The sequence below is a fragment of the Modestobacter caceresii genome (genome assembly GCF_000761485.1).
In the GTDB taxonomy this organism is placed as follows: Bacteria; Actinomycetota; Actinomycetes; order Mycobacteriales; family Geodermatophilaceae; genus Modestobacter; species Modestobacter caceresii.
The window spans coordinates 12,982-32,005 of sequence record NZ_JPMX01000029.1; the positions used below are offsets into that span (position 1 = coordinate 12,982).

Sequence of the window (19,024 nt, forward strand, 5' to 3'; positions counted from 1 at the left end):
GCTGTCGACATGACGCGTGTGGACCTGAACTCCGACCTCGGCGAGGGCTTCGGCCAGTGGACGCTCGGCGACGACGACGCCCTGCTGGGCGTGGTGACCAGCGCCAACGTCGCCTGCGGCTTCCACGCCAGTGACGCCACGATCATGCGACGGGTCTGCGCCAAGGCGGTCGAGTCCGGCGTCGCGATCGGCGCCCAGGTCGGCTACCGCGACCTGCCCGGCTTCGGCCGCCGGTTCATCGACGTGGAGCCCGAGTCGCTGACCGCCGACGTCGTCTACCAGATCGGTGCGCTGGAGGGCTTCGCCCGGATCGCCGGCGACCGGGTGCGCTACGTCAAGCCGCACGGCGCGCTCTACAACGCGATCGTGCACCACGAGGAGCAGGCGGCCGCGGTGGTCGCCGCAGTCGTCGCCTACGACCGGACGCTGCCGGTGCTGGGCCTGCCGGGCTCCGCGTGGTTGCGGCTGGCCGCCGAGGCGGGCCTGACCGTGGTGCACGAGGCGTTCGCCGACCGGGCCTACACCCCCGAGGGGACGCTGGTCTCCCGCCGGCTGCCCGGTGCGGTGCTGCACGACCCGGCCGAGATCGCCGCCCGGTGCGTGGCGATGGCCGCCGGCGAACCGATCACCGACGTCGAGGGCGGCGAGCTGACGCTGCAGCCCGGCTCGATCTGCGTGCACGGCGACACCCCGGGCGCGGTGGAGATCGCCCGGCAGGTGCGCACGGCGCTGAACACGGCGGGGGTCGAGCTGGCCCCCTTCGCCGGCTGATGCGCCTGCTCCCCAGCGGGAGCGCCGCCCTGCTGGTCGAACTGGACGGGCTGGACGACGTCCTGGCGCTGTACGCCGCGCTCAGCGCCGACCCACCGCACGGCGTGGTGGACGTCGTCCCGGCCGCCCGCACCGTGCTGCTGATGACCGACCCCGCGGTCACCACCCTGGCCGCGGTCGCCGACGCGGTCCGGACGACGACCCCGCGGCCGGACACGCGGGCCGTCGGCGACAGCATCGAGCTGCCGGTGCACTACGACGGCGCCGACCTCGCCGACGCCGCCGAGCTGCTCGGCCTCACGCCGGACGAACTGGTCGCCCGGCACACCGGGGCCGAGTGGACGGTGGCCTTCTGCGGCTTCGCCCCCGGCTTCGGCTACCTCACCCAGCCCGGCGGGCAGTGGGAGGTGCCCCGCCGGCCGACCCCGCGCACCGCGGTGCCACCCGGGTCGGTCGCGCTGGCCGGGGAGTTCAGCGGCGTCTACCCGCGCGAGTCACCGGGTGGCTGGCAGCTGATCGGGCGCACCGAGGTGGCTGTGTTCGACCTGGCCCGCGAGCCGGCCGCGCTGCTCCGGCCGGGCACCACGGTGCGGTTCGTGGCGGTAGGCCGGTGAGCCTCACCGTGCTGGCCACCGGGCCGCTCACCACCGTGCAGGACCTCGGCCGGCCCGGGCAGGCAGCGCTGGGCATCGGCCGCTCGGGCGCGTGCGACCGGGCCTCGGCCGCGCTGGCCAACCGGCTGGTCGGCAACCGCGCCGACGACGCGGTGCTCGAGGTGACCTTCGGCGGGCTCACCGTCCGCGCCGGGGCCGACCTGCTGGTGGTCACCACCGGTGCGCGTTGTCCCGGTGCCCCGCACGCCGCGCCCACGGTGCTCCGCCGTGGACAGCAGCTGCGGCTCGGCCCGCCGGTCAGCGGGCTGCGCACCTACCTCGCGGTCCGCGGCGGCATCGCCGTCCCGCCGGTGCTGGGCTCCCGGGCCACCGACCTGCTGGCCGGGCTCGGGCCGGCGGTGGTCGCGACCGGTGACGTCCTCCCGATCGGCGAGCCGGTCGACCCGGCCCCCGGCGTCGACCTGGCGCCGGTGCCCGAACCCACCGCCGGCGAGCTCACCGCCACCGTGCTGCCCGGACCGCGCGCCGACTGGTTCGGCGACGCCGGCTGGGCGGCCCTCACCGGGCAGGCCTGGACGGTCACCAGCGAGAGCAACCGGGTCGGCCTGCGGCTGGACGGCGCGCCGCTGGAGCGGCTGCGCGCCGGGGAGCTGCCCAGCGAGGGGATGGTCCGGGGGGCGCTGCAGGTGCCGCCGTCCGGGCTGCCGGTGCTGTTCCTCGCCGACCACCCGGTGACCGGCGGCTACCCGGTGATCGGGTACGTGACCGACGCCGACGTCGACGCGTGCGCCCAGCTCCGCCCCGGCCAGGCGCTGCGGCTCCGTCCGGGCCGACCGTGACCCCCGACGAGCCCGTCGAGCTGAGGCGCGCAGCCGGGCCGCACGGCGAGGTGGTGCTGCGCCGGCGGGGGCCGGTGGCGGAGCTGGTCGTCGACGGCGTCTTCGCGATGGACGACGTGGACACCAGCACCGAGCGGGCGCTGGCGGTCGAGGCGCTGCGCCGCTGCAGAGGTGTCCGGCTGCGGGTGCTGGTCGGCGGGCTCGGCCTGGGCTGGACTGCGGCCACCGTGCTCGCCGAGCCCCGGGTCGCCACCGTGGAGGTCGCCGAGCTCCAGCCCGCGCTGGTCGGCTGGGCCGGCGACGGGCTGCTGCCCGGCCTGCCGGAGCTCCCCCGCGACCGGCTGGAGCTGCACACCGCCGACGTCGCGGCGTTCCTGTCCGAACGGCCAGGACAGTACGACGCCGTCCTGCTCGACGTGGACAACGGCCCCGACTTCCTGGTGCACGGCTCCAACGCACCGCTGTACGAGGAGGCCGGGCTGGGCACCGCGCTGGCCGCGTTGCGCCCGGGTGGGGTGCTGGCCATCTGGTCCAGCGACCCGGCGCCGGCGCTCGCCGACCGGCTGGGCGCGCTGCCGGCGGCGGCCGACGTCGAGCACCTGGTGCTGCCGGTCGAGCGCGACGGCCGGCGGTTCGACTACGCGATCGTGCTCGCCCGCCGGGGCGCTCAGCGGTCGGCCGAGGGCCCGTCCGGCCGCTCGTCCGGCCGGGAGTAGGCCGACGTGCCGCGCAGCCGGGCGCTGACCGCGGTGACCAGGGGCACCAGGACGACGCCGTCCCGGGCCATCCGCGCGCGCAGCTGCCGCCGGTGGGTCAACACCCCGACCAGCCCGATGGCCCAGAAGACGTACTGCACGGCGAAGGCCGCCCGGAACGCGTCCAGCGAGTAGTCCGTGGAGCTGCCCGGGGTCATCGCGTCGAGCACGAAGCCGATCGCCAACACGGTGCACAGCGAGGCGAAGAATCCGCCGACGTTGACGAACCCGGTGGCGCTGCCCGACCGTTCGACCGGGTTCTCGGTGCGGGCGTAGTCGAAGCCGATCATCGACCCGGGGCCGTTGGTGCCCAGCACGACCACCAGCACGACCAGCAGCCACAGCGGCGCGCGGCCCGGCCACAGCAGCACGACGGTCCAGACCACCGCGGTGACGGTGAGGATGCCGAAGACCAGGTTGGAGCGGCGCAGCGGCCACTGCCCGACCAGCCGGCCCAGCACCGGCCCGAACGCCATCCCGACCAGCACCAGCAGGGTCAGCAGCCCGGCCGCCGTCCCGGGCGCCAGCCCCTGGCCCACGGTCAGGAACGGATAGCCCCAGAGCAGCGCGAAGACGGTGCCGGAGAACTGGGTGACCAGGTGCGTGTAGAGACCGATCCGGGTGCCCGGCTCGCGCCAGGCGGCCGCCAGGTTGGCCCGGACGGCGGCCATCCCGGCCACGGTCGGGGCCGGCGTGCCGGGCGGGGCGTCGCGCAGCGCGACCAGCACCAGGATGGCGACCAACACGCTGACCGCGGCGGCGCCCAGGAAGGTCGGCGTCCAGCCGGCGGTGTGCAGCAGCGCGACCAGCGGGTAGGCGGCGACGATCTGGCCGACCTGACCGAGGATCCCGGTCAGCTGGGTGACCACGGGGACGGTGCGCCCGGGGAACCACAGCGGCACCAGCCGGAGCACGCTGATGAAGGTCATCGCGTCACCGGCACCCACCAGCACCCGGGCCACGACCGCGGTGGGGACGCTGTCGGCCAGGGCGAGCACCAGCTGCCCCACGGCCATGGTGACCGCGCCGGCGACGATCATCTTCCGCGAGCCGAACCGGTCCAGCAGCACGCCGACCGGCACCTGCAGGCCCGCGTAGACGGCCAGCTGCAGCACCAGGAACAGCGAGATCGCCGACGCCCCGGCGGAGAACCGCTCCTGCGCCTCGATCCCGGCGACGCCGAGGGACGCCCGGTGGAAGATCGCGACCGCGTACGCCACCAGGCCGATCAGCCAGATCACGTAGGCGCGGGACGGCGTCCGGACAGCTGGCTCAGTCACGTACAGGGACGACGCCGTCCCGCCGCCCGTCCTTCCCGGATCGGGCTGTGCACTTGCTCACCCGGGCCTGGCTCACCCGGCCAGGATGGCCCACCCGTGCGCCGGCAGCGAGACGGCCGCGCGGTCGCTGCCCGGCTGCCGCACGGCGCCCGCCCCGGCGAGCAGCTCCCCCGCCCCGCCGGCCGGCACGGTCACCTCGCCGTCGGCCAGGTTGAGCGCCACCACCAGCCGCTGCCCCTCCCCCGTGACCGCGTAGCTGAGTTGCCGGTTGTCCCGGTGCAGCGGCGTGACGCGCGCGGTGTGCAGCCAGCGGTGCCGCCGGCGCAGCCCGATCAGCTCCTGGTGCAGCCGGCGGGTGGGCTCACCGAAGGGCGCCAGCTCGTCCGGGGACTCCGGGAAGGGCGGCCGGACGGCGTCGTCCCCACCTGCCCGGTCCTCCTTGACCCCGGTGAAGGCCTGCTCGTCGCCGGCGTAGACCGACGGCGTGCCGCCCACGGTGAACAGCACCGCCAGCGCGTGCGGCAGGTGCGCGACGTCGTCGAGGCGGCTGGCGATCCGGGTGACGTCGTGGTTGCCGACGAAGGTCAGCGGCACGAACGTGTCCAGGAACCCGTCGTGCCGGCCCAGCGCGTGCGCCAGCTCGTGCAGGTTGCCGTCGTTCAGCGAGCTCCAGATCGCCTTCCACAGCTCGTACTGGGTGACCGCGTCCATCGTCGACTCCCGCACGACCTGCGCGTAGTCCCCGTGGATGACCTCGCCCACCAGGTAGGCCTCCGGGTGCTGCTCCCGCACCCGGGGCAGCACGGTCGCCCAGAAGGACGTCGGGACGGCGTACGCGGCGTCCAGCCGCCAGCCGTCGGCACCGCGGTCCAGCCAGTGCGTCATCACCTCGGTCACCCAGTCGGCGACCACCGGCGCGGAGTGGTCCAGGGCGACCAGCTGGCCGTGGCCCTCAAAGGTGTCGTACTCCGGTACGACGCCGGGCTGCCAGCCGTCCGGCCAGCACAGCCGGAACCAGGCCGCCGAGGGCGCGTCGGGCCCCCGGTCGACGACCGCCTGGAACGCCGGGTGCTCGCGGCCGACGTGGTTGAACACCCCGTCGAGCAGGACCCGCAGGCCGCGCTCGTGGGCGGCCGCGACCAGCTCGTCGAAGTCGTCGTCGTCCCCGAGCCGCGGGTCGATCCGACCGTGGTCGACGGTGTCGTAGCCGTGCGTGCTGGAGGCGAACACCGGACCCAGCGCCAGTCCGTTGGCGCCCAGCTCGACGGCGTAGTCCAGCCAGCCGGTGAGCCGGTCCAGCCGGTGCGTCACCACCTCGGTCGCCTCGCGCTCGGCGCCCACGAAGCCCAGCGGGTAGACGTGCCACCACACCGCGTCCTGCACCCAGTCCGGCATCCCGCTCCCTCGTGTCGACCTCTGCACCAGCTCCGCCGACGCTACCCAGCGCGCCGGGCCGGGCCGCCGCTGGGCGGAAGACGCACCCCGGCCAGGGTGCAGGACGCACCTATCGTCGCCGGCGTGACCGCCCCTCCCGCGTCGCCGGCCCGGCCGGCACTGGTCCCGGTGCTCCTCTACCTGGCCATGCTCGTCGCGGTCATCAGCAGCCTGGGCGCCCCGCTGGTCCCGGCGATCGCCGCGGCCAACGACGTCTCGATCACCAGCGCGCAGTGGTCCCTCACCATCACCCTGGTGGTCGGTGCGGTGGCCACGCCGGTGATCGGGCGGCTCGGCGACGGCCGGCACCGCCGCACCGTGGTGCTCGTCGTCCTCACCGTGGTGCTGCTGGGCAACGTGCTGGCCGCCCTCCCGCTGGGCCTGGGCTGGCTGGTCGCCGGCCGCGGGCTGCAGGGGCTGGGCCTCGGGCTCACCCCGCTGGCGATCGCCACCGCCCGCACCGCCCTGACCGGTGAGCGCTCCCGGTCCACGGTCGCGGCACTGTCGGTCACCGTCGCCGCCGGTGTCGGGCTGGGCTACCCGCTGACCGGGGCGATCGCCGAGCTCGGCGGGGTGCACGCCGCCTTCTGGTTCGGCGCGGGTGCCAGCGTGCTCGCCCTGGCCGCCGCCGCGCTGGTCTACCCGCCCTCGCCCGACGTGCCGCCCCGGCGGCTGGACGTCGCCGGCGCGGTGCTGCTCGGGATCGGGCTCGCCACCGGGCTGCTGGCCCTCGGCGAGGCCGGCACCTGGGGCTGGACCTCACCCTCGGTGCTCGGGCTGGCCGTCGTCGCCGTCCTCGCGCTGGTCGCCTGGGCGGTGTGGCAGCTGCGCGCCGAGGCCCCGCTGGTCGACCTGCGGCTGGCCCGCGGCCGGGTCGCCGCCACCGCGCACGGCGCCGCCCTGCTCGTCGGCCTGGCGAACTACCTGCTGCTGTCGTCGGTGCCCCGGCTGGCGCAGACCCCGGAGTCCTCCGGCTACGGCTTCGGCACCTCGATCGTGGTGGCCGGGCTGATCCTGCTGCCGTTCTCCGTCGCCAGCTTCCTGGCCAGCCGGGTCGGCCGGCCGCTGGACCGGGCCGCCGGGCCGCGGGTGGTGTTGCCGGTCGGCGCCCTCGTCCTCCTGCTGGGCACCGTGCTGTTCGGCCTGGTCCGCGAGGAGCTGTGGCAGCTGTTCGTGGCAATGGCGGTCGCCGGGTTCGGCGTGGGCCTGACCTTTGCGGCACTGCCCGGGCTGATCGTCGGTGCCGTGCCGGCCGGGGAGACCGGCAGTGCGATGAGCCTCAACCAGGTGCTGCGCTACGTCGGGTTCGCGCTGGGCAGCGCGCTGAGCGCCACGGTGCTGGAGGCGCTCACCCCGGCCGGTACGGACCTGCCGCCGTCCAGCGGCTACACCGTGCTGGCCGCGATCGGCTGCGGGGCGTGCCTGGCACTGGCGGTGCTGACCGCCTTCCTGCCCGGCCGCCCCCGCGCCGCGGAACCGGCGCCCGCACCGTCGTCGGTCTCCCCCGCGCCCGAGTGAGCAGTTCCGCTCGCCGACACGCGGGGACACCCCGCCGCCGGCGACCGGAACTGCGCAGCGGGCGTCAGGCCGGCTGCAGCTCCTCCGCCGCCGGCTCCGGCTCCGTGACCCGCGCGCGGGTGGCCGCCCGCCGCTCGCGGCGGGTCTCCAGCGAGGTGTAGAGGACCGGCACCAGCAGCAGGGTCAGCACCGTGGAGGTGATCAGGCCGCCGATCACCACCAGGGCCAGTGGCTGGGAGATGAAGACCCCGCCGCCGGTCAGCCCGAACGCCATCGGGGTGAGGGCCAGCACCGTGGCCGCCGCGGTCATCACGATCGGCCGCAGCCGCTTGCGGGCACCCTCGCTGACCGCCTCGGCCAGCGGGCGGCCCTGCTCCCGGTACTGGTTGACCAGGTCGATCAGCACGATCGCGTTGGTCACCACGATGCCGATGAGCATCAGCACCCCGATCAGCGCCGGCACGCCCAGCGGGGTGCCGGTGACCAGCAGCATCAGCAGCGCACCGGTCGCGGCGAACGGCACCGAGACGAGCAGGATGAACGGCTGGGTGAGGCTGCGGAAGGTCGCCACCATCACCAGGTAGACGATCACCACGGCGATCACCAGGGCCAGGCCCAGGTCGGCGAAGGCCTCGCCCTGGTCGGCGGCGACGCCACCGATCGACACCTCGGCACCGGCCGGCAGGTCGAGCCCGTCGATCGCTGCATGCAGCTCGGCGGTGAGCGCACCGAGGTCGGTGCCGGCTGGGGTCGCCGACACGGTCGCGCTGCGCTCGCCGTCGACCCGGCTGATCGAGCTGGGGGCCTGCTCCTCCTCGATCGTCGCCAGCTGGGTGAGCGGCACCAGGCCCCCGGCCGTCGGCAGGACGACGGCGCGGAGCTGCTCGACCGTCTGCGGGGCCTGCACCGGGTCCAGGTAGACCGGCGTGCTCGCGTCGTCGACGTCGATCTCCCCGAGCGGGACGGCGTTGGTCAGCCCGGCCAGGGTGCGGGTCACCTGCGCCTCGGTCAGCCCGGCCTCGGCGGCCGCCACCGGGTCGACGTCGACCCGGACCACCGGCAGCCCGGCCGACAGGTCGTTGGTGACGTCGGTGGCCCCGGGGACCTCGGACACGGCCTGCTGCACCTGGTCGGCGGCCTCGGCCAGCACGTCGGCGTCCGCCGCCTGCACCAGCACGTCGACCGTCGAGCTGCCGAACCCGGAGCCGGCTGCGGCGACGGTGACCTCCCCGACGTCGGGGAGCTCCTCGGCGACCGTCCGGATCTCCGCGCGGGTCTCCTCGGGGTCGCCGTCCTCGGCCAGGGTCAGCGAGAACGTCGCCGTGGGCGTGCCACCGCCACCGCTGAACGCGGCGAACCCGCCGGCCGAGCCGACCGTGGTCTGCACGGTCCCCACCCCGGGCACCTCGCCGAGCGCGCTCTCCAGCACGCGGGCCCGCTCGTCCTGCGCGGCCAGGCTGGTGCCGGCCGGGTAGGCGGCGGTGACGGTGACGGTGTCCTCACCGGCGTCACCGATGAAGTTGGTCTGCAGCAGCGGGGTGAGCGCCAGGGTGCCGACGAAGACGGCCAGCGCACCGGCGACGGTCCAGCGGCGGTGGGCCAGCACGCCGCGCAGCGCCGGCACGTACAGCCGCTGCAGCCAGGTGCGCCGCTCCGCCGCCTCGGCCGCCTCCCGCTCGCGGGCCACCTCGGCGGTGTCCTCCCGGTCGGTCTCCGGCGCCTTGAGGAACGCCGAGGCGATCACCGGGACGATGGTCAGCGAGACGACCAGCGAGGCGATCAGGGCGATCGCCACGGTGAGCGCGAAGGGCCGGAACAGCTCGCCCACCAGGCCCCCGACCAGCGCGATCGGCAGGAACACCGCCGCGGTGGCGATGGTCGAGGAGGTGATCGCGCCGGCCACCTCGCGGACGCCGCCGAGGATCGCCTTGGTGCGCGCCTCGCCGTAGGACAGGTGCCGCTTGATGTTCTCGATGACCACGATGGAGTCGTCGACCACGCGGCCGATCGAGACGGTCAGCGCACCCAGGGTGAGGATGTTGAGCGAGAAGCCGGCGACCTGCAGCCCGATGAAGGTGACGCACAGCGACACCGGGATCGACACCGCCGAGATCAGCGTGGACCGCACCGAGGCCAGGAAGACCAGGATCACGACCAGGGCGAACAGCAGCCCGAGGCCGCCCTCGGTGGCCAGGCCCTCGATCGACTCCTCGATGAACGGCGCCTGGTCGAACACGACCGCCACCGTGCTGCCCTCACCCAGCAGCTCCCGCACCTGCGGCAGCAGGTCCTCGACGGCGTGCGAGATGTCGACGGTGTTGCCGTCCGGGGTCTGGGTCAGCCCAACCGAGAGGGCCGGCTGACCGTCGACCCGGGAGTAGGACGTCGCCGGCGCCTCGCCCAGCTCCACCGTGGCGACCGCGCTCAGCGGCGTGACCGCGCCGTCGGCACCGGTCAGCGGGAGGGCGCGGAGCTCCTCGACCGAGGTGAGCCGGTCACCGGCCTGCACCGACAGGGTCTGCTCCCCCTCGGTCACCGTGCCGGCGGGCAGCACCACGCCGTTCTCCTCGAGCACGGCGGTGACCGCTGCTGCCGGGATCCCGGCCGCCGCGAGGGCGGCCGGGTCCAGGGCGATCTGCACGCGGGGCTCGCTGGCCCCGGTGACCGTCACGTCGCGGACGCCCTCGACCTGCTCGAACAGCGGGACGACGGCGGAGTCGATCCGGTCGGACAGGGCGGCGGTGTCGCCCGGCGCGGCGATCGCCAGCTGCACGACGGGCAGGTCCGCCAGCGACCCGGCCAGCACCTGGGGCTCGACGTCGGCCGGCAGCTGGGCCTGCACCCGGCTGACCGCGGTCTGCAGCGCGGCGGTGGCCCGGTCGATGTCGGAGCCGTACTCCAGCTCGACGGCGACCGTCGCCAGCCCGGTGCTGGCCGTGGAGGTCGTGGCGACCACGCCGTCCACGGTGCCGATGGCCTGCTCCAGTGGCTGCACGACCTGGCGCTCGACCACGTCGGGCGAGACGCCGGGCTGGGTGGCGACGACGGCGGCAGCGGGGATCTGCAGGCTCGGGATCAGCTCCTGCTTCAGCGAGCCCGCCGAGATCAGCCCGAACACGAGAACCGCGATGGTCGCCAACGCCACCAGGGCTCGGTTCCGCAGGGACAGGACGGCGAGACGGGACACGCGTTCCTCCACGGCCGGGGCCGGTGTCGGGAGTGGACCCGGCCAGCTTGCACCGAGTAGTTAGCTTCGAGCAAACTACCGGTGAACGCCGACACTCCCCCGGAGGAGGTGCGCATGACCATCGAGACCACCGTGCCCGACCCCGACGACGTGCCCGACGACTGGCCCGAGGGCTGGCGCGACCTCCCCGCCGAGGTGCTGGCGGTGCTGTGCCTGGGCGCGCAGATCGGCGACTACAGCGTGCGGCGCCGCCTCGAGCCGCTGCTGGACACCCCGCTCACCCTCCAGCAGCTGCGCGGGCTGACCTTCCTGGTGATCGAGGAGTCGATGACGCCACAGCACCTCAGCGAGCTGCTGGAGGTGAGCCCGGCCACCATCACCGGCCTGGTCGACCGACTGGTCCGCGCCGGCATGGTCGACCGGACACCGGACAGCCGGGACGGGCGGGGCCGGGTGCTCACGCCCACCCGGGCCGGGGTCCGGGTGGTCCGCCGGCTGATGGCGTCGGACGTGGAGACCGACGCCGCCGTCCTGCAGGCACTGCGCCCGAGCGAGCTCGCTGCGCTCCAGGAGGGTCTCACCGGCGTGCTGCGGGTCCTGAGGGACCAGGACGACCGACCCTGATCCGACCGTCCGGTGCGGCCGGTCAGGCGGTGGGGCTCTCCAGCAGGGCGGTCATCTCCGGCAGGTCGAAGAACTGCGCGGTCGCCCGGGCACTGGGCTGACCGTCGTCCGGGTCGGCGCCGGCGGCGAGCAGGCTGCGCACCGTCTCCGCCGACTGCTTGAAGACGGCGGCGGCCAGCGCCGTCTGGCCCCGGTCGTTGGCCCGGGTGTGGTCCGCCCCGCGCTCCAGCAGCGCGGCCACCGTCGAGGCACGACCCTGGTAGGCCGCCAGGACGAGCAGGGTGTCGCCCTTGTCGTTGGTGAGGTTGGCCGGCACCCCGGCGTCGAGGTAGGCCACCAACTGCTCGGTGTCGCCCTCCCGGGCCAGGTCGAAGACCTTCGCGGCGAGGGCGATGACGCCGGGGTCGATGGGCTGCTGGGGCGGCTGCGGGTCGGTCACGCCACCGAGCGTAGGAGCCCGGTGGCGTCGGCCGCCCGCCCGCTCAGGAGCCGCTCACCCGATCGGTGAGGGCGAGCACGTGCCGCCAGGCGTCCTGACAGGCCTCGGTCCACTCGTCGAACGACCGGTCGAAGAAGGAGTGCGGCGCGCCCTCGTAGACCACCTCGTCCACCTCGGCCCCGGCCGCGCGCATCCGGGCGGCCAGCTGCCGTTGCTCCGCCACCGGGGTGGCGCTGTCCGCCCCGGCGATGATCATCACCACCGGCTTGCGGGCGCCGTCCGCGGCGTCGCCCACCAGGCTGGGCCGGCCGTAGAAGCCGGCGCTGCCGGCCAGGTCCAGGGCGCCGGCCGACTGCCGCCAGGCGTGGCTGCCGCCGAAGCAGAACCCGACGGTGACCACCGGAAGCGCCGGGTCGGTACGGCTGCGCAGGTACTCGATCCCGGCGGTGGTGTCGGCGTCGACGCCGGCCGGCGTGGTCTGCGGGATGTGCGTCCCCCAGTCGAAGTCCTCCTCGCGGGTGCCGTTCTCGGCGATCCCCGCGGTGCGGCCGAACCAGTCGATGGCGACCGCGGCCAGCCCCGCCTCGGCGAACCGCTCCGCCAGGGCGACGTAGTACGGGTGCAGGCCCCGGATGTCGGGCAGCAGGACGACGCCGGCGCGCGGCGCGGTGGCCGGCGCGGCGTAGGCGGCGGAGAACCGGGTGCCGTCGGCGGCGGTCAGCGTGAGGGTGCCCCGCTCGGCGACCGCCCCGACGGTGGGTGGCGCAGGCGGGCGGCTGTCGTGGTCGTGGCACATGCCGACGTGTCTACCGCCGCCCCCGCCCCCGCGCAGCGGGAGCTCAGCCCTGGCCGCCCGTGGTGCCGCCGTTGTCGCCACCACCACCGTCACCGTTGCCGTTGTCCGCAGCGAGGTCAGGGGCGCTCGGGTCGCCACCGAAGACCCTCGCCGCGACGTCCCGGCGCACCTCGGTGACCCAGTCGTGCTGGCGGTTGGCCTGCTGGATCAGCCGGTCGAGCAGCTCCGCGTCGATCCGGCTGTCGGCGACGGCGGCGATCCGCAGCGTCTCGAAGCCGCTGCGCTTGCCCCGTACGGCGGAGGCGAGGAACTCGAACTCGACCAGGTCGCTGGACGGGGACCGGGTGAGCAGGTGCCCGTTCAGCTTCGCCCGGCTCGCCTTCTCCGCGACCCAGGTGGCCAGCTGCTTGTACTGGCGCACCGGGAAGCCCAGCGCCCGGGCGACCCCGGTGATCGCGGCCTTCTCCTCACGGAGCTCGTCGAGCAACTGACGGAGGGGCTGCTCGTACTCGGTCCCGCGGTGCACCCCGATCATCCGGGAGACCAGCTCGATGCCACCGGCGGCCGCGGCGAGGTGGTCGTTGACGTAGACGGCCAGCAGCTCGGGGTGGGACACGGAACCGGTCGGCGCCGGGGTCTGGGACACGGGGTTCTCCTCGCAGGTGGGGCCGGGGTCCGGCACCCCCATCATGTCCGTTGACCACCGGTTCGACACCCGGCGTCCCCGGACGGGTGGCTCAGCGGCGGTTCCGCCGGCTCCAACTGGTCCAGGAGTTGTCCCGGACGAACGGGCTGAGGACCTCGGCGTCCCGGCGGCCCTCCCGGACCTCGTACCAGACGTCGGAGTGGTGCTGTGACCGGGACCCGCGCCGCCGGGCCGAGTGGTCCAGCCACCAGGCCACCGCGAGCAGCAGGGTGAGCACGGCCCCGACCGCGATCCAGAAGACCATGCCTCATCCTGACGGGCCGGAGGACTGCGTACCACGACCGTCCGGATCTCATTTGTGACATACCGTGGTCGCCGATGACGCTGACCGAGGACACGACGACCCAGTCCCTCCGCCAGATCGGCGCCCTGGTGCGGGACGCCCGGCGACACCGCGGGCTCACCCAGCTGCAGCTGGCCGAGCGGCTGGGCACCAGTCAGAGCGCGATCGCCCGGATCGAGCAGGGCAACCAGAACCTGACCCTCGAGCTGCTGGGCCGGCTGTCGGCGGCACTGGACAGCGAGCTGATCAGCGTGGGGCGCTCCGGCCCCACCCACCTGCGCGTCCGGGGTGGCACGCCGCTGTCGGGCAGCGTCACGGTGAAGTCGTCCAAGAACGCGGCGGTCGCGCTGCTGTGCGCCGCGCTGCTCAACCGCGGCCGGACGACGCTGCGCAACGTCTCCCGCATCGTCGAGGTCGACCGGATCCTCGACGTGCTCACCTCGATCGGCGTCTCCGCCTCCTGGGACGCCGCCGGGCGGGACCTGACCCTCGTCGTCCCCGAGCAGCTGGACCTCTCCGCGATCGACGCCGACGCGGCCCGTCGCACCCGCAGCATCATCATGTTCCTGGGCCCGCTGCTGCACCGGGCCGAGGACTTCCGGCTCCCCTACGCCGGCGGCTGCGACCTCGGCACCCGCACCGTCGAGCCGCACATGATCGCGCTGCGCCCCTTCGGGCTGGAGGTCGAGGCGCACGCCGGGGAGTACCGGGCGACCGTCGCCCCGCCCGTGGCGCGGGACCGCACGATCGTGCTGACCGAACGCGGGGACACGGTGACGGAGAACGCGCTGCTGGCCGCCGCCCGGCACGACGGGACGACGACGATCCGCAACGCCAGCCCGAACTACATGGTCCAGGACCTCTGCCTGTACCTGGAGCTGCTGGGCGTGCGCATCGAGGGCTTCGGGTCCACCACCCTGGTCGTCACCGGCAAGCCCGTGCTCGACGCCGACGTCGACTACCCGCTGTCGGAGGACCCGGTCGAGGCGATGAGCCTGCTGACCGCCGGGATCGTCACCGGCTCGGAGCTCACCGTGCGCCGGGCCCCGATCGAGTTCCTGGAGATCGAGCTGGCCATCCTCGCCGAGATGGGGCTGTCCTTCGACCTGTCACCGGAGTACCCGGCCGACAACGGCCGCACCCGGCTGGTCGACATCACCCTGCACCCGTCGCAGCTGCGGGCGCCCATCGACAAGGTGCACCCGATGCCCTTCCCGGGGCTCAACATCGACAACCTGCCGTTCTTCGCGGTGATCGCCGCGACGGCCACCGGCAGCACGCTGATCCACGACTGGGTCTACGACAACCGGGCGATCCACCTCTCCGACCTGACCCGGCTGAACGCCGACGTGCGCCTGCTCGACCCGCACCGGGTGCTGGTGGAGGGGCCGACCCGCTGGTCGGCGGCGGAGATCGTCTGCCCGCCGGCGCTGCGCCCGGCGGTCTGCATCCTGCTGGCGATGCTGGCGGCCAAGGGCGACTCGGTGCTGCGCAACGTGGACATCATCGCCCGCGGCTACGAGCAGCTCTACGAGCGACTGGTGGAGATGGGCGCCCAGATCGAGGTCTTCCACGACTGAACCCCTCCACCACCAAAATGGCCATCTTGGTGGAGGGGTCAGGTGCGGAGGAGGACGGCGACGCCGACGCAGCCGAGGGCCCAGAGGCCGCTGGCCAGGGTGCCGATGATGAACCGCTCGGACGCGACCGGGGCCTTCAGCTCGTTGAACCGCCCCAGCCCCTTCACCGCGATCAGGACGGCGAGCCCCTCGGCGAACCCGGCGAGCACGGTGACCGCGATGGCGGAGCGCTCCAGCACACCGATCCAGGCACCGCCCCGCAGCACCTCCGGGTCCGAGGCGCGCCGGCGCCCCGCCACCCGGTCGGGGTCGGCGGCCCGGAGGACGGCGGTCGCCACCGGTCCCCCGCCCAGCGCCGCGGAGGCGACCGCGAGCAACTGGCCGCCGACCTCCACCCCGTCACCGACCCGGTCCGCCCGCCAGGCCAGCGCAGCGGCGGCGCCCAGCAGCAGCACGAGCAGCGCCCCGCCGAACCGGCTGCCCCGGCGGTCGGTGTGCGGGGTCAGGGCGGCTCCGGCCACGGCCAGGACGCCGAGGACCACGAGGGCGGCGACGCTCATCCCGCCGCCCGGGCCAGCAGTCGCGCCGCCGCGGGGTGCAGGTCCCGCTCGACGTCCCACAGGCCTGCGCCCAGCCGCTGCCCCACCGCCTGACGGGTGACGCCCAGCTCGGTGGCCGCCTCGGCCTGCGTGCGCCCGCCCTCGACCAGCTCGATCGCCTCCCACGCCTGGTCGCTGCGCCGCTCGACCAGCGCGGCCAGGGCGGTCAGCACCGCCTGCGCATCCGCCGCCGGCTCAGCGGCGCCCCCCCGGACGGCGAGCCGGACGGGACGGCGCTTGGCCGCCTCGACGGCGGCGCGGGCTGCGATGAACGCCGGACCGGACCCGGCCCGGGTGCTCCCCGGGAGCGGCGTGTGCACCGGGCCGACCCCGATCCCGATGCTCCACCCGCCGTCGCGCACCAGCCGGCGCACGACGTCCACCACCACGACCGGGTCGTCGAGCAGGCCCTGGACCTCGTCCCCCGCGGTGCGCTCGAAGCGCAGGACGGTGGGCACCCCGCTGAGCGCGGACAGCACCTCGGGCACCCGGTCCGGGCTGCGGCGGCTGTCCCGCTGGTCGACCGTCAGCACGAAGGGCATGCGGCAAGCTCAGCAGCTTGCACGGCGCGACGCAAGCTCCTGCCCTTGTCGCAGCGTGTCGATCCCCCGCGTCGGGTCAGGACGAGGCCGGTGCCGGCGGGAAGCCGCCGGTGGCCACCGGCCCCCAGCGTTCGATGGTGACCCGCAGCAGCGACTTGCCCTGGCGCTGCATCGCGGCGCGGTACTCGTCCCAGTCCGGGTGCTCACCGCTGATCGACCGGAAGTAGTCGACCAGCGGGTCGAGCGCGTCGGGAAGGTCGAGCACCTCCGCCTGGCCGTCGACCTGCACCCAGGCGCCGTCGAAGTCGTCGGAGAGGACGCAGAGCGAGACCCGGGGGTCACGCCGGGCGTTGACCGCCTTGGCCCGCTGCGGGTAGGTGGAGACCACCACCCGCCCCTGGTCGTCGACGCCGCACGTCACCGGGGACAACTGCGGGCTCCCGTCGCTGCGGTGGGTGAGCAGGAGGGCCTTGTGCCGGGGGCGCAGGAAGGCGAGCAGCCCCTCGCGATCGACCCGGTCGGCGGTGGCGGTCTTCGGCATGCCGGGAACCTACGACGTGCCTCCGACGATCCGCGCGGTGACGCCGCACAGATCACGTCCGGCCGATCGGTGGGACACGTCCGGGTGTGCTGGGATCAACGCATGCCCGACGAACACCGCACCGAGAACGCCGCCGAGCCCGCCGCCGACGAGCGCGGCGAGGACACCGGTGCGAGCCGGGCCGACACCGCGACCGGGACCGGGGCCGACGAGCACGAGGTCGCCACCACCCGTGCGCCGATCCCCGGGCCGGAACGCGCCCGGCGTCTGCAGGCCGCGAGCCGGCGGGTGGCGGTCGCCTCGGCCGAGCTGATCCTCATCGTCATCGCCCTGCTCATCCTCGGGCGGGTCATCGGCGAACTGTGGGTGGTCCTGCTCCCCGTCGTCCTCGGGCTGCTGTTCACCACCGTCCTCTGGCCCGTCACCCGCGTCCTCCGCCACCACGGCTGGCCGCCGGCACTGGCGTCGCTGGTCGTGCTGCTGCTCTTCCTCGGCGCCTTCGGCGGGATCATCGCCGTCATCGCCCCCCAGGTGGTCGGCCAGGTCGAGGAGGTCGCCGACGGCGTGACCCAGGGCCTGGAGCAGGTGCAGGAGTACCTGGCCGGTCCGCCGTTCAACATCGACGACCAGCAGGTCGGCAACGCCGTCGACTCGATCATCGACTCGGTGCAGAGCAACGCCCAGAACATCGCCGGCTACGCCGTCACCACCGCGACCACGATCGGCGGCCTGCTGATCAACCTCGTCCTCGCGCTGGTGCTGACCTTCTTCTTCCTCAAGGACGGCCCGAAGTGGGTGCCGTGGCTGGCGGCGCAGACCGGCCCGCAGGCCGCACCGCACGTCGCGGCCCTGTCGCTGAAGACCTGGCGCACCCTGTCGGAGTTCATCCGCCAGCAGGCCATCGTCGGCTTCGTGGACGCCCTCTTCATCGGCATCGGGCTGCTCGTGCTCGGCGTGCCGCTGGTCCTGCCGCTGGCCGTGCTCACCTTCTTCGGCGCCTTCATCCCGATCATCGGTGCCTTCGTCGCCGGTGGCTTCGCCGTCCTGATCGCGCTGGTCGACAGCGGCCTGACCACGGCGCTGATCGTGCTCGGGCTGATCATCGTGGTGCAGCAGATCGAGGGCAACGTGCTCCAGCCGATCCTGCAGGGGCGCGGGCTCAACCTGCACGCGGCCGTGGTGATCCTGGCGGTGACCGCCGGCGCCAGCCTGGCCGGGATCATCGGGGCGTTCCTGGCGGTGCCGGTGGCCGCGCTGATCGCGGTCGCCTACCGCTACGGCCGGGACGTGCTCGACGGCAACAACCCCGAGGTCGCAGACGACGGCACCCGGGGGCAGCTGACCCAGGACGCCTCGGGCACCCACCTGGTGCGCGAGCCGGCCGAGACGACGCCCAGCAGCTGACCGACCTCCCCCGGCGGGAGGACGATGGGAATGCACCGGCCGTCCGCGGAGCTGGTGACCACGTGCAGCCCGACCAGCCGTCAGGAGGACGTCCCGTGCCCCAGCGACCGGAGGACCTCGTCGAGGTGCTCCCCGAGGCCGAGCCCTTCCTCGCCCGCGAGGCGGCGGTGGCCACCCCCGAGGAGCGCCGGAGCCTGGTGCTCGTCCACCACCTGGCCGGCGACTTCGACGCCGCGCACGCCGGAGCACTGACCGGCGCCCACCTGCTCGACGCACTGCCGAACCGGCTCATCGCCCGCTTCGACGTCGATGCGCTCGTCGACTACCGGGGCCACCGGCCACGGATGACGTTCTCCGGCGACCGGTACGTCTCGATCGCCTCCCCGGAGATCGGGCTGTACGCCCTGGAGGACGACGCCGGGACGCCGTTCCTGCTGCTGCACGGCGCCGAGCCCGACTACGCGTGGGAGCGGTTCGTCGCCGCAGTGCTGCAGCTGGTCGACCGGCTGGGCGTGACCTCGGCCGTCGCGTTGCACGCCATCCCGATGCCGGTGCCGCACACCCGCCCGGTGACCGTGACCGCGCACGCGACACGGCGGCAGCTGATCGAGTCCTATCCCCTGTACTGGGGTGAGATGCGCATCCCCGGGAGCGTCGGTGCGCTGCTGGAGCTGCGGCTCGGGGAGGCCGGCGTCGACGCGCTCGGCATCGCCGCCCACGTGCCGCACTACCTGACCCAGGCCACCTACCCGGCGGCCTCGCTCACCCTGCTCGAGCACCTGACCCAGCTCACCGGCCTGCTCGTGCCGACCGAGACGCTCCGCGAGGCGGCCGAGGCGCACCGCACCGAGGTCGACGAGCAGATCGCCCGCTCCAGCGAGAACACCGCGGTGGTCAGCGCCCTCGAGGAGCAGTTCGACTCCTTCACCGCCTCCCGCGAGGAGACCGGCCTGCTCGGGTTCGGCGGCGAGATGCCCAGCGGCGACGAGCTCGGCGCGCAGATCGAGCGGTTCCTCGCCGAGCAGGACGGCGACCGCCCCACCGACTGACGCCCCGGCTCAGAGGGTGTTGGGTATTTGATCGGCTACTTGTCGGAGTCGAGGTCTTCGGCC

The 19,024-nt window shown here is 74.4% G+C and carries 19 protein-coding genes; 9 read left to right on the plus strand and 10 right to left on the minus strand.

Annotated elements, in window-relative coordinates; all coding sequences use genetic code 11:
• The first annotated feature begins 9 nt into the window (after positions 1–9).
• Genes IN07_RS08760 through IN07_RS08775 form a run of 4 tightly spaced genes read left to right on the plus strand, consistent with a single transcriptional unit; the run spans position 10 to position 2,940 of the window.
• On the plus strand, positions 10–771 hold the full coding sequence (locus IN07_RS08760) for a LamB/YcsF family protein (protein ID WP_036335239.1): 762 nt from the start codon (positions 10–12) through the stop codon (positions 769–771).
• A complete protein-coding gene (locus IN07_RS08765) occupies positions 771–1,385 on the plus strand; it encodes a 5-oxoprolinase subunit B family protein (protein WP_036335240.1) in 615 nt (204 codons plus the stop codon). Before IN07_RS08760 ends, IN07_RS08765 begins: the two co-directional genes overlap by 1 nt.
• Complete coding sequence (locus IN07_RS08770; RefSeq protein ID WP_036335242.1) at positions 1,382–2,224, plus strand: 5-oxoprolinase subunit C family protein; 843 nt, start codon at positions 1,382–1,384, stop codon at positions 2,222–2,224. The genes IN07_RS08765 and IN07_RS08770 overlap by 4 nt, the downstream gene beginning before the upstream one ends.
• Positions 2,221–2,940, plus strand: coding sequence for a spermidine synthase family protein (locus IN07_RS08775; RefSeq protein ID WP_052091048.1), 720 nt, complete (start codon positions 2,221–2,223; stop codon positions 2,938–2,940). Before IN07_RS08770 ends, IN07_RS08775 begins: the two co-directional genes overlap by 4 nt.
• Here the strand turns inward: IN07_RS08775 and IN07_RS08780 are convergent.
• Together IN07_RS08780 and IN07_RS08785 are read right to left on the minus strand one after the other, a co-directional pair.
• A complete protein-coding gene (locus IN07_RS08780; RefSeq protein WP_052091049.1) occupies positions 2,892–4,259 on the minus strand; it encodes an MFS transporter in 1,368 nt (455 codons plus the stop codon). The two genes, IN07_RS08775 and IN07_RS08780, sit on opposite strands and share 49 nt — an antisense overlap.
• Positions 4,260–4,331: 72 nt before the next feature.
• A complete protein-coding gene (locus IN07_RS08785) occupies positions 4,332–5,654 on the minus strand; it encodes an alpha-amylase family glycosyl hydrolase (protein ID WP_036335244.1) in 1,323 nt (440 codons plus the stop codon).
• Positions 5,655–5,777: 123 nt separating this feature from the next.
• On the opposite strand from IN07_RS08785, the gene IN07_RS08790 reads away from it, so the two are divergent.
• A complete protein-coding gene (locus IN07_RS08790; protein WP_231558068.1) occupies positions 5,778–7,211 on the plus strand; it encodes an MFS transporter in 1,434 nt (477 codons plus the stop codon).
• Between the two features lie 64 nt (positions 7,212–7,275).
• Here the strand turns inward: IN07_RS08790 and IN07_RS08795 are convergent, their stop codons facing one another.
• Positions 7,276–10,398 (minus strand): efflux RND transporter permease subunit, encoded by a 3,123-nt coding sequence (locus tag IN07_RS08795; protein ID WP_036335245.1) that lies wholly within the window; start codon positions 10,396–10,398, stop codon positions 7,276–7,278.
• 114 nt (positions 10,399–10,512) lie between these two features.
• On the opposite strand from IN07_RS08795, the gene IN07_RS23895 reads away from it, so the two are divergent.
• Complete coding sequence (locus IN07_RS23895) at positions 10,513–11,022, plus strand: MarR family winged helix-turn-helix transcriptional regulator (RefSeq protein ID WP_052091050.1); 510 nt, start codon at positions 10,513–10,515, stop codon at positions 11,020–11,022.
• Between the two features lie 22 nt (positions 11,023–11,044).
• Here IN07_RS23895 and IN07_RS08805 read toward each other — a convergent pair whose 3' ends face one another.
• The 4 genes from IN07_RS08805 to IN07_RS08820 form a co-directional block, all read right to left on the minus strand.
• Positions 11,045–11,461: an ankyrin repeat domain-containing protein gene (locus tag IN07_RS08805; RefSeq protein WP_036335246.1), complete on the minus strand. Its 417-nt coding sequence runs from the start codon at positions 11,459–11,461 to the stop codon at positions 11,045–11,047.
• 43 nt (positions 11,462–11,504) lie between these two features.
• Positions 11,505–12,257, minus strand: a complete 753-nt coding sequence (locus IN07_RS08810) for a dienelactone hydrolase family protein (RefSeq protein WP_036335247.1) — start codon at positions 12,255–12,257, stop codon at positions 11,505–11,507.
• 43 nt (positions 12,258–12,300) lie between these two features.
• Positions 12,301–12,903, minus strand: a complete 603-nt coding sequence (locus tag IN07_RS08815) for a hypothetical protein (protein ID WP_052091051.1) — start codon at positions 12,901–12,903, stop codon at positions 12,301–12,303.
• A gap of 91 nt (positions 12,904–12,994) precedes the next feature.
• Positions 12,995–13,207 (minus strand): hypothetical protein, encoded by a 213-nt coding sequence (locus IN07_RS08820; RefSeq protein ID WP_036335248.1) that lies wholly within the window; start codon positions 13,205–13,207, stop codon positions 12,995–12,997.
• A gap of 74 nt (positions 13,208–13,281) precedes the next feature.
• Between IN07_RS08820 and IN07_RS08825 the strand changes: the two genes are divergently transcribed.
• Positions 13,282–14,826 (plus strand): helix-turn-helix domain-containing protein, encoded by a 1,545-nt coding sequence (locus IN07_RS08825; RefSeq protein ID WP_036335249.1) that lies wholly within the window; start codon positions 13,282–13,284, stop codon positions 14,824–14,826.
• Between the two features lie 38 nt (positions 14,827–14,864).
• Here the strand turns inward: IN07_RS08825 and IN07_RS08830 are convergent, their stop codons facing one another.
• The 3 genes from IN07_RS08830 to IN07_RS08840 all read right to left on the minus strand — a co-directional run bounded on the left by IN07_RS08830 (position 14,865) and on the right by IN07_RS08840 (position 16,508).
• On the minus strand, positions 14,865–15,386 hold the full coding sequence (locus IN07_RS08830) for a hypothetical protein (protein ID WP_036335251.1): 522 nt from the start codon (positions 15,384–15,386) through the stop codon (positions 14,865–14,867).
• Positions 15,383–15,967: a hypothetical protein gene (locus IN07_RS08835; protein WP_036335252.1), complete on the minus strand. Its 585-nt coding sequence runs from the start codon at positions 15,965–15,967 to the stop codon at positions 15,383–15,385. The genes IN07_RS08830 and IN07_RS08835 overlap by 4 nt, the downstream gene beginning before the upstream one ends.
• Before the next feature lie 76 nt (positions 15,968–16,043).
• Positions 16,044–16,508 carry a PPOX class F420-dependent oxidoreductase gene (locus tag IN07_RS08840; RefSeq protein ID WP_036335254.1) on the minus strand — a complete coding sequence of 155 codons (465 nt, stop codon included), beginning with the start codon at positions 16,506–16,508 and terminating at the stop codon, positions 16,044–16,046.
• A gap of 102 nt (positions 16,509–16,610) precedes the next feature.
• Here IN07_RS08840 and IN07_RS08845 point away from each other — a divergent pair, with 102 nt between their 5' ends.
• Entirely contained in the window at positions 16,611–17,912 is a 1,302-nt protein-coding gene (locus IN07_RS08845) for an AI-2E family transporter (RefSeq protein ID WP_081975284.1), read from the plus strand.
• 95 nt (positions 17,913–18,007) lie between these two features.
• A complete protein-coding gene (locus IN07_RS08850) occupies positions 18,008–18,961 on the plus strand; it encodes a proteasome assembly chaperone family protein (protein WP_036335256.1) in 954 nt (317 codons plus the stop codon).
• The last annotated feature ends 63 nt before the right edge of the window (positions 18,962–19,024 follow it).

Bases quoted from the DNA above. Each gene is read 5' to 3' on its own strand.
- IN07_RS08835 (WP_036335252.1), bottom strand. From the start codon at position 15,967: ATGCCCTTCGTGCTGACGGTCGACCAGCGGGACAGCCGCCGCAGCCCG.
- IN07_RS08820 (WP_036335248.1), bottom strand. From the start codon at position 13,207: ATGGTCTTCTGGATCGCGGTCGGGGCCGTGCTCACCCTGCTGCTCGCG.
- IN07_RS08765 (WP_036335240.1), top strand. From the start codon at position 771: ATGCGCCTGCTCCCCAGCGGGAGCGCCGCCCTGCTGGTCGAACTGGAC.
- IN07_RS08830 (WP_036335251.1), bottom strand. From the start codon at position 15,386: ATGAGCGTCGCCGCCCTCGTGGTCCTCGGCGTCCTGGCCGTGGCCGGA.
- IN07_RS08760 (WP_036335239.1), top strand. From the start codon at position 10: ATGACGCGTGTGGACCTGAACTCCGACCTCGGCGAGGGCTTCGGCCAG.
- IN07_RS08785 (WP_036335244.1), bottom strand. From the start codon at position 5,654: ATGCCGGACTGGGTGCAGGACGCGGTGTGGTGGCACGTCTACCCGCTG.
- IN07_RS08845 (WP_081975284.1), top strand. From the start codon at position 16,611: ATGCCCGACGAACACCGCACCGAGAACGCCGCCGAGCCCGCCGCCGAC.
- IN07_RS23895 (WP_052091050.1), top strand. From the start codon at position 10,513: ATGACCATCGAGACCACCGTGCCCGACCCCGACGACGTGCCCGACGAC.
- IN07_RS08840 (WP_036335254.1), bottom strand. From the start codon at position 16,508: ATGCCGAAGACCGCCACCGCCGACCGGGTCGATCGCGAGGGGCTGCTC.
- IN07_RS08825 (WP_036335249.1), top strand. From the start codon at position 13,282: ATGACGCTGACCGAGGACACGACGACCCAGTCCCTCCGCCAGATCGGC.
- IN07_RS08810 (WP_036335247.1), bottom strand. From the start codon at position 12,257: ATGTGCCACGACCACGACAGCCGCCCGCCTGCGCCACCCACCGTCGGG.